The organism is Pseudoroseomonas cervicalis ATCC 49957 (genome assembly GCF_000164635.1).
Classification (GTDB): domain Bacteria; phylum Pseudomonadota; class Alphaproteobacteria; order Acetobacterales; family Acetobacteraceae; genus Pseudoroseomonas; species Pseudoroseomonas cervicalis.
Genome location: NZ_GG770777.1, coordinates 1184699 through 1193824, shown reverse-complemented (window position 1 = coordinate 1193824; position 9126 = coordinate 1184699). Strand labels below are relative to the sequence as shown.

Here is a 9126-nt window from a genome sequence, read left to right as displayed (position 1 = left end):
GCCGCGCCGCGCCACCCCGGCGCCGGGCGCCGTGGTGCGCCCCTTCCAGCGTTCCGGCGGCCGGTCCTGCTGCTGGCCGATCGGCGAGCCCGGCACGCCGGAGTTCCGCTTCTGCACCGCCGAGGCGATCCCCTCGAAGCCCTACTGCCCCGAGCATGCCGCGATCGCCTATGTGAAGGCGCGCGACCGCCGCGACGACGCGGCTTAATCAGGAAGAAATCTTCTTTTTCTGAAGAAAAAGAAGCAAAAAGACTTTTTCAGTTTGGCGTCCCGCCTAAGGTCCGATGCGGGACGCCAACTGACAGAAAATTTTTGGTTCTTTTTTCAAAAAGAACCCTTTTTCCTTACTTCACCGCCGCTTCCCTGCGCCCGATCAGCCGCCGGCGGATCGCGCCCGAGAGCAGGTCGATGGCGGCGACGGTCGCGATCATCAGGATGATGATGAAGGCCACCTCGTCCCAGTGGCGCACCTTGATGCGCTCGGCGATCTGCAGCCCGATGCCGCCTGCCCCGACCACGCCCAGGATGGCGGCGGAGCGGGTGTTGCTCTCGAAGAAATACAGCGCCTGGGCCAGCATCACCGGCAGCACCTGCGGCAGCACGCCGTAGCGCACCGCCTGCAACCGGCTGCCGCCGGAGGCCAGCACACCCTCGCTCTGCTTCTTCTCGGCATTCTCGATCGCCTCGGCATAGAGCTTGGCGAGCACGGCGAGATCGCTGGTGAAGATGGCCAGCACGCCGGCCAGCGGGCCGAGGCCCACGGCGCGCACATAGGCCAGCGCCCAGATCAGCTGGTCCACGCCGCGGATGCCGTCGAAGAAGCGGCGGACGGAGAAGCGCAGCAGCGTCACGGTGACGATGTTGCGCGCGCCGAGGAAGCCCAGCGGCACCGCCACCAGCGCCGCCAGGAAGGTGCCGAGGAAGGCCATGGCGACGCTTTCCGCCATGCCCTTCAGGATCTCCATCCACAGCTCGCCGGGGCTCGGCGGCACCATCAGGCGCAGGATGGTCATCAGGCCGGAGAAGCCGTTCCACAGCCGCGCGGGCGTGATCTCGAACAGCCAGAAGCTGTAGGCCAGCCAGGCCAGGAAGGCGGCGCCGCCCAGCCAGAGCAGGGCGCGCTCGCGCGGCGGCAGGCCGAAGGCACGGGGCTGGCGCGCCTGCCAGGCGGCGATCTCGGCGGTGGTCGGGCGGCTCATCTCAGCGCGCTCCCTCGGCATGGATCAGGCGGTGCCGCAGCTTTTCCGACACCAGGTCGATCAGCATGACGGCGGCGATGATCAGCACGACGATGGCGCTGATCTCCTCGTAGTAGTTGAAGGCGATCACCTGGTAGAGTTCCTGCCCGATGCCGCCGGCGCCGACGAAGCCGATGACGCTGGCGCCGCGCACATTGATCTCGAAGCGCAGCAGGGCGTAGCTCAGCAGGTTCGGCGCCACCTGCGGCAGGATGGCGTAGCGGCAGGCCTGCGCCCAGTTGCCGCCCGAGGCGCGCACCCCGTCCCAGGGCTGCATCTCGGCATTCTCCATCACCTCGGCGAAGAGCTTGCCCAGCGCGCCGGCGGTGTGGATGGCGATGGCCAGGATGCCGGCCAGCGGGCCGACGCCGAAGGCCCAGACGAAGATCAGCGCGTAGACGATCTCCGGCACGGTGCGGGTGGCTTCCAGCCCGCGCCGCGTCAGATGGTGCAGGAAGCGGGTGGGGGCCAGGTTGCGCGCCGCCGGGAAGGCCAGCAGCAGCGCGACCGCGGCGCCGGCCAGCGTCGCCAGCGCCGCCATCTGCGCCGTCTGCAGCAGCAGCAGCGCCCATTTGTCGAGCCGGTAGAACCAGAAGGCCAGGCTGCCCTCCGTCTCCCAATCCGCCAGCAGGTGCCGCGCCTCCAGGCTCGGCAGGATCTTGGCGAAATACTCGCCGATGCGCGGCAGGCCGGCGGCCAGGGTGGCGGGGTAGAACTCGCTGACCCAGCCGGCCAGAAACAGGGCTGCGGCCAGCAGGGCGAGGCTTCCCAGCGTCACCCGGCGGCGCTGGCGGCGGAGCGCCTGGTAGGCGGCCTCCCCGCGCTGCACCACCGGGAGATGGGCGGCGATGGCGTCCATGCGCTATTCGCGGCGGCGCCGGGCCGCCGCCTCCTCTCGTCTGAGGTCGATGAAGATCTGGTAGTCCGCATGGCGGGCGCGGACATAGCCGGCGCCCTCGCCGCGGCTGATCTGGCGGTAGATCTCGGGATAGGCGGCGGGGAGCGCCAGGAAGAAGGCCAGCAGATCCTGCTTCAGCGAATCCGGCAGGTCGGTGCGCACTGTGATCGGCCCGGTGACGATGGGCTCGGAGCGCCAGACGATGCGCAGGTCGGACATGCTCAGCATGCCCTTCTCCACCATCGCGCGCAGATTGCCGCGGGTGAAGCCCTGCGCCTCGTCCCCCTGGCCGGAGGCCCAGGTGCAGCAGGCATCGTACTGCTTCTGCAGCACGGCGATCACCGCCTGCTCATGCCCGCCGGCGAAGCCGGTGCGGCTGAAATAGCGCTCCGGATCGACGCCCTGGCGGCGCAGCGAGGCGCGCGGCATCAGGTAGCCGGAGGTGGAGTTGGGGTCGGCCCAGGCCAGCGACCTGCCGCGCATGGCCGCGAGGTCGGCGATGCCGGAATCGGCCCGCGCCACCATCACCGCCAGATAGCCGGTCGAGCCATCCTCCTGCACCGGCACCACCAGCGGTTCCACCCCGCCGCGCGTGTCGATCCAGGCGCCGGCATAGGCGGCCGAGCCGAGCGAGGCGATCTCCACCTGCTTCGCCGCGAAGGCCTGCATCACCCCGGCATAGTCGCCGGCGGGATAGACCCGCACCGGGATTTCGAAGGTCTTTTCCAGCAAGGCGCGGTAGCCGTCGAAGCGGGCCAGCCGGTCGGCCTCGTTCTCGCCGCCCATCAGCGCGATGCCCAGGCGCGGCACCGCCTCTGCCCAGGGGCGGCGGCCAGGGGCGGGGAAGGGATGCGCAGCCTGGGCCATAGCCAGCCCCGGCAGGGCGGACAGGGAAAGAGCTGCGAAATGGCGGCGGGTCAGCTTCATGGGACGCCCCAGGCTCGGAAAACGCCCATCTTTTGGCATCGCCGGGGAGAGCAACAGGGGGTCCGTCCGTATGGCTGCCCTGACGAAGCAGGAAGGAAGGGTTCTTTTTGAAAAAAGAACCAAAAACTTTTTTTCAGCTGGCGTCCCGCCTCGGGCCTGAAGCGGGACGCCAAACCGAAAGAATTACGAGCGGCGGCGGCGCTCGGCCGCCTCTTCGCGGCGCAGCTGCACGATCGGCTCGAACTGCTCATGCGTGACCTTGGCATAGCCCAGGCCGCCGCCGCGCTCGACCTGCGCGTAGATCTGCGGGTGGGCGGTCGCCAGCGCCAGGTGGAACTGGGTGATGTCCTGCTTGAACGCGTCCGGCACGTCCTTCCGCACCACCAGCGGGCCGTTCAGGATCGGGCGCGACTTCCAGATGATGCGCATGTCGCCCATGTTGAGCATGCCCTTCTCCACCATCGCGCGCAGATTGCCGCGGGTGAAGCCCTGCGCCTCGTCGCCCTGGCCCGAGGCCCAGGTCACGGCGGCGTCGTACTGCTTCTGCTGCACCGCCACGACCGCCTGCTCATGCCCGCCGGCGAAGCCGGTGCGCGAGAAATAGCTGTTGATGTCGAGGCCGGCGCCGCGCAGCTCGGAACGCGGCACCAGATAGCCGGAGGTGGAGTTCGGGTCGGCCCAGGCCAGCGACTTGCCGCGCATCTGCTCCAGGCTGGTGATGCCCGAATCCTTCCGCACGATCATCACCGAGATGTAGGAGATGCCGCCATCCGCCTCGCGCGCCACCACCAGCGGCTCGACGCCGCCATTGGTGTCCAGCCAGGCGCCGGCATAGCCGGCCGCGCCCATCGAGGAGATCTCGATCTGCTTGGCGCTGAAGGCCTGCATCACGCCGGCATAGTCGGCGGCGGGGAAGAGGCGGACCGGCACCTTGAAGGTGTCCTCGATCAGCTTGCGGTAGCCATCGTAGCGGCCGAGGCGGTCGGCCTCGTTCTCGCCGCCCAGCAGGCCGATGCGGATCTGCGGCACCTGCTGCGCCCAGGGGCGCGCGCCGGTGGCGGGCATCTCGACCTTCTCGGCGGCACCCTGCGCGCGCAGGGCAGCAGGCAGCAGGGCGGAACCGGCCATCAGGCCGGCCAGCATGCGACGCGTGATCATCGGTCTCTCCTTGGGGCCGGCCGGCCTGGTGGGCGGTCCGGCGGAAGGGCTCAGGCGGACAGGGCGGCCGCCTGGCTGGGTCCGGGCGCCGCCGGCGCCGCCTCGGCGGCGGGCTCCACGGCGCTGCATTCATCGAACTCGGCCTCGGACACGCCGTAGATCTCGCGCAGCCTGGCGCCGGTCAGCGCGGCGGGCGGGCCGTCGAACATCATGCGGCCGCCCTGCATGGCGATGATGCGGTCGCAATACTCGCGGGCGGTGTCGAGGTGGTGCAGGTTGCACAGCACGGTGATGCCGTCGCGCCGGTTCACGTCGCGCAGCGCATCCATCACGGTGCGGGCGTTGCGCGGATCCAGGCTGGCGATCGGCTCATCGGCCAGGATGATTCGCGGCTGCTGCATCAGCGCGCGGGCGATGGCGACGCGCTGCTGCTGGCCGCCGGAGAGGGTGTCGGCCCGCTGCAGCGCCTGGGCGGCCAGGTCGAAACGGTCCAGGGCCATCAGCGCCATGGCCCGCTCCTCGGCGGTGAAACGCTTGAACAGCGTGGCCAGCGTGCCGGTGAAGCCCTGGTGGTGGTTCAGCCGCCCGACCAGCACGTTGGTCAGCACATCCATGCGCTGCACCAGGTTGAATTGCTGGAAGATCATGCCGCAGCGCGTGCGCCAGTCGCGCAGCCCCTGGCCGCGCAGCGCGGTGACATCGGCGCCGTCGCACAGGATGCGGCCCTCGGAGGGCTCGGTCAGCCGGTTGATCATGCGCAGCAGGGTGGATTTGCCGGCCCCCGACCGCCCGATCACCCCCACCATCTGGCCCGCGGGCACGGTGAGGCTGACGCGGTCCACAGCCGTCGTCGCGCCGAAGCGGCGCGAGATGTTGTCAAGCTGGAGCATCGGCCATCCTTCGCATGGCGGGGGCTATAGCGGCCCGCCATGACATGCGAATGACCGGACCGTGACAAGCGCGTGTCGCCTCCGGCAGCGTCGCGCCACCCGCATCGCCAACGCGGCGCGGGCCGGGCGGTTGCGCCTGGCGCACCACCCGGCCCGGTCATCCGGCGCCGCCGCAGGATGGCGGGCTCAGGCGGCGCGCACCGCCTTGATGAAGCCGCCGACCTCGACGCCGAGCTGCCCGGCCTGCTGTGCCACCTGCCCGGCGGCGCTCAGCACGTCCTGCGCCGACTGGCCGGTGATGCTGGCCGCCTGGCTGACCCCGGTGATGTTCTGCGTCACCTCGCGGGTGGACATGGCGGTCTTCTGCACCGAGCGGGCGATCTCCTGCGTCGCCTGGCCCTGTTCCTCGACGGCGGTGGCGATGCTGCCGGCGATCGCGCTGATCTCGCCGATGGTGCCGCCGATGCCCTGGATGGCGCCCACCGCCTCCTCCGTCGCGCTCTGGATCTGGGCGATCTGGGCGCTGATCTCCTCGGTGGCCTTGGCGGTCTGGCTGGCGAGGTTCTTCACCTCGGAGGCGACGACGGCGAAGCCCTTGCCGGCCTCGCCCGCCCGGGCGGCCTCGATGGTGGCGTTCAGCGCCAGCAGGTTGGTCTGCCCGGCGATGTTGCTGATCAGCCCGATCACGTCGCCGATGCGCTTGGCGCCCTCGGCCAGGGTGCGCACGGTGGCGTCGGTGCGCTGCATCTCCGAGGTGGCGCGCGCGGTGATGGTGGAGGATTGCGCCACCTGCCGGTTGATCTCGGCGATCGAGGCGGTCAGTTCCTCCACCGCGGCGGCGACGGTCTGCACGCCGCCGCTGGTCTCCTCGGCCGCGTTGGCCACCGCATTGGCCTGGCGGTCGGCCTGGCCGGCGGCGTCGCTCATCGAGCGCGCGGTGGCCTCCAGCTCGGTGGCGGCGGAGGAGAGGGTGTTCGACAGGTCGCTCGCCGCATGCTCGAAATCATGCACCAGCTTGTCGAGCTGGCGGCCGCGCTGCAGCCGGCGCTCCTGCTCCGCCGCCTGCTCCGCGCCCAGGCGCTCGGCCTCGGCCATGCTGTCGCGGAACACCACCACGGCGGCGGCCATGGCGCCGATCTCGTCGCCCCGGCCGGCGCCGGGGATCGGGCTGGCCATCTCGCGCGCCGCCAGCCGGCGCATCCGTTCGGTGATCTGGCTGATCGGCCGGCCGAGATCGAGGCTCAGCCACAGCGTGGCGCCGAGCGCCACCAGCAGCGTCAGGGCCGCCAGGCCGAGGGTCAGCCACAGCGCTTCCTCGAAGGTGGCGGCGGCGCGGGCCATGCTGCGCTGCGCGCCCTCGCGGTTGGCCCGCTTGCCGCGCTCCAGCGCCTCCCAGGCCTCGTTGAACAGGGCGGCGGCGGGGGCGCTGAACTCGCGCAGCGCGGCGGAGCGGTCCTGCCCCGCCATCGCCATCACCCGCTCCTGCATCGCCAGATAGGCGTTCCAGCGCTGGCTGAACTCATCATAGGCGCGCCGCTCCTCGGCCGAGGAGATCAGCCGCTCATAGGAGCGCTGCACCTGGGCCACGGTCTGGGTCCGTTGCGCCAGGCGGGAGAGGGCGTCGCGCCGCGTCGCCTCGTCCTCCGCCGCCACCACCTGGAAGGCCACCAGCCGCGTCCGCGTCGCCGCGGCGCGCAGGTCGCCCAGCTCATCGACGCTCGGCAGCCAGTCACCGCCGATGGAGAGGGTGTCGGCGTTGATGGCGCGCAGCTCCCTGTAGCCGACCCCGCCCATCAGCATCACCATCAGCACCAGGCTGCCCATCGCCAGCCCTAGCTTGGTGCGGATCCCGAGATTGCTCAGCGCGCCCATTCCGCCGGAAACTCCCCTCTGCGCGCCGCTCCGGCGCAACCGCCGGTCTAGCAGCGCCGGGGTTACCGGCCGGATAAGAGGCGCCGCGCCTCAGCGGCCGAGCAGCACCAGCACCACGCCCAGCACCACGATCACCGCGCCGGCCAGCTCCTGCCGCCGCAGCGTCTCGCGCAGGTAGAAGCGGCTGAAGGCCAGGGTGAACAGGATCTCGGTCTGGCCCACGGCGCGCACCAGCGCCACGGGGGCGAGGGCGAAGCCGGTGAACCAGCAGGCCGAGCCGCAGGCCGACAGCGCGCCCACGGGGGCGCTGACCCGCCAGCTGCGGATCACCAGCGGCAGCTGCTCCGGCTCGCGCCAGGCCAGCCAGCCGCCCTGCATCAGCGTCTGCAGGATGTTGGTGGCGACCAGGGTGAGCAGCGCGCGCAGCACCGGGTCGGGATGCGCCAGCTCGAAATTCGCCGCCTTGATCAGGATCGAGGTCAGCGCGAAGCAGAAGCCGGCGCCGAGCCCGTAGAGCGCCGCCGGCTGCGCCGTCTGCCGCAGCAGGCCGCGCACCCCCCCCGCCTTGCCGGTCAGCGAGAGCAGCAGCACGCCGCCCACCCCGATCGCGGTGCCGAGCCAGGCCAGGGCCGAGATCCGCTCGCCCAGCAGCAGCAGCGCCAGCAGCGCGCCCTGCACCGCCTCGGTCTTGGCGTAGGCGGTGCCGACGGCGAAGCCGCGCGCGCCGAAGGCCATGATCAGCAGGTTGGTGCCGAGGATCTGCATCAGCCCGCCGGCGGCGCAGAACAGCAGGAAGCTCCAGCTGGGCGCGGGCAGGCTGGCGGCGGTGGCCAGCGCGTAGAGGCCGAGCAGCGCGGCACCCACCGGCACGCCATAGAGATAGCGCACCACCCCGGCGGCGTTCACCGAGAGCTGGCCGCGCAGCTTCTGCTGCAAGGCGGTGCGCCAGCTCTGCAACAGGGCGGCGGTGAGGGTGGCGGCGATCCAGAGCGGCATGCTTGCGTCCAGCGAGTCCCGGCCGCCACTCTAGGCCAGGACGCCGCCCGCCGCGCGGGGGGGGGTCAGCGCTGGGCGCGGCCGAACACCTCGGTGAAGATCTCGCCCAGCAGGCCGCGGAACCAGCGCTCGGCCGGGTCGCGGTCCTGCCCCTCGGTCCAGGCCATGGCGTGCGGCAGGGCGGCGGGGGAGATCGGCGTCGCCTGCGCCGCCAGCCCGCGCAGGCTCAGCCGCTCGGCCACGAAATCCGGCACCGTCGCCACCAGGTCGGTGCCCGGCAGCACGGCGGAGAGCAGGGCGAAGGAGCTGACCCCCACCACCACCCGGCGCGACAGCCCCTGCTGGCGCAGCAGCGCGTCCACCAGCCCGCCCAGATCGCCGCGCGGCGAGATCAGCGCGTGCGGCCGGGCGCAGTATTCCTCCAGCGAGGTCACCGGCGGCGTCGCCGGGTCGCGCAGCAGCATCCAGTCGGAATGGCCCAGCACCCGCATCCGCGCATTGGCCGGCAAATCCTGGCCCAGGAAGCCCAGCGCCGTGCCGATCTCGCCCTGGGCCAGCATGGCGGGCAGGGTGCGGTGGTCGCCGGTGCGCACCGAGACGCCGCAGAGCGGCGCCTGCCGGCGCAGCCGCGCCAGCAGCGGCGGCAGCAGCGCGAAGGCCACCGCGTCGGTGGCGCCGAGCACGAAGCTGCGCGCGTCCTGCGCCGGGTCGAAGGGGGTGGCGGCGGCGATCTCGGCGTCGAGCTGGCGCAGCCGCGGCGCGATGGCGGCGTACAGCGCCTCGGCGCGCGGGGTCAGCCGCAGCTCGCCGGCCTGGCGCACCAGCAGCGGGTCGCCGAACTGGGCGCGCAGCCGCTTCAGCCCGCCCGAGGCGGCGGGCTGGGAGAGGAACAGCCGCTCCCCGGCGCGGGTGACGTGGCGCTCCTCGGCCAGCGCGACGAACAGGCGCAGCAGGTTGAGATCGGGCAGGTGGGTGATGGTCTGGTTCATGCGGCGGGGGCGGCCTGAGGGGAACCGGCCCGGCGCCGGCCGTCCCTAGCTTGGGCGCGACCCCGCCGAAACAAGGGCGTGGGGCCTGGCCGCGCGCCGCTGTGACCGGGGCGCCGGTCCGCCTCTGGCGCAGCCGTGACCGGGGCGGGGCTTTGCAG

Annotated in this window: 9 protein-coding genes; 1 reads left to right on the top strand and 8 read right to left on the bottom strand. The window is 71.7% G+C overall.

Annotation, left to right across the window (positions count from 1 at the left end):
• A partial coding sequence (locus HMPREF0731_RS05180; protein ID WP_007002987.1) for a GcrA family cell cycle regulator occupies window positions 1-208 on the top strand: 208 nt, incomplete at its 5' end.
• 136 nt (window positions 209-344) lie between these two features.
• Here HMPREF0731_RS05180 and phnE (HMPREF0731_RS05175) read toward each other — a convergent pair.
• From phnE (HMPREF0731_RS05175) to HMPREF0731_RS05140, 8 genes are all read right to left on the bottom strand, one after another.
• Window positions 345-1199 (bottom strand): phosphonate ABC transporter, permease protein PhnE, encoded by an 855-nt coding sequence (gene phnE / locus HMPREF0731_RS05175; protein WP_040611930.1) that lies wholly within the window; start codon window positions 1197-1199, stop codon window positions 345-347.
• A gap of 1 nt (window position 1200) precedes the next feature.
• On the bottom strand, window positions 1201-2097 hold the full coding sequence (gene phnE / locus HMPREF0731_RS05170; protein WP_007002985.1) for a phosphonate ABC transporter, permease protein PhnE: 897 nt from the start codon (window positions 2095-2097) through the stop codon (window positions 1201-1203).
• Between the two features lie 3 nt (window positions 2098-2100).
• Window positions 2101-3063: a phosphate/phosphite/phosphonate ABC transporter substrate-binding protein gene (gene phnD / locus HMPREF0731_RS05165; RefSeq protein WP_007002984.1), complete on the bottom strand. Its 963-nt coding sequence runs from the start codon at window positions 3061-3063 to the stop codon at window positions 2101-2103.
• A gap of 183 nt (window positions 3064-3246) precedes the next feature.
• A complete protein-coding gene (gene phnD / locus HMPREF0731_RS05160) occupies window positions 3247-4221 on the bottom strand; it encodes a phosphate/phosphite/phosphonate ABC transporter substrate-binding protein (protein ID WP_007002983.1) in 975 nt (324 codons plus the stop codon).
• A 50-nt stretch (window positions 4222-4271) separates the two neighbouring features.
• A complete protein-coding gene (phnC, locus tag HMPREF0731_RS05155; protein ID WP_007002982.1) occupies window positions 4272-5111 on the bottom strand; it encodes a phosphonate ABC transporter ATP-binding protein in 840 nt (279 codons plus the stop codon).
• A 186-nt stretch (window positions 5112-5297) separates the two neighbouring features.
• Complete coding sequence (locus HMPREF0731_RS05150) at window positions 5298-6983, bottom strand: methyl-accepting chemotaxis protein (RefSeq protein WP_007002980.1); 1686 nt, start codon at window positions 6981-6983, stop codon at window positions 5298-5300.
• Between the two features lie 90 nt (window positions 6984-7073).
• Window positions 7074-7979, bottom strand: coding sequence for an EamA family transporter (locus HMPREF0731_RS05145; RefSeq protein ID WP_007002979.1), 906 nt, complete (start codon window positions 7977-7979; stop codon window positions 7074-7076).
• Between the two features lie 65 nt (window positions 7980-8044).
• Window positions 8045-8968, bottom strand: coding sequence for a LysR family transcriptional regulator (locus tag HMPREF0731_RS05140; protein WP_007002978.1), 924 nt, complete (start codon window positions 8966-8968; stop codon window positions 8045-8047).
• Between the last annotated feature and the right edge of the window lie 158 nt (window positions 8969-9126).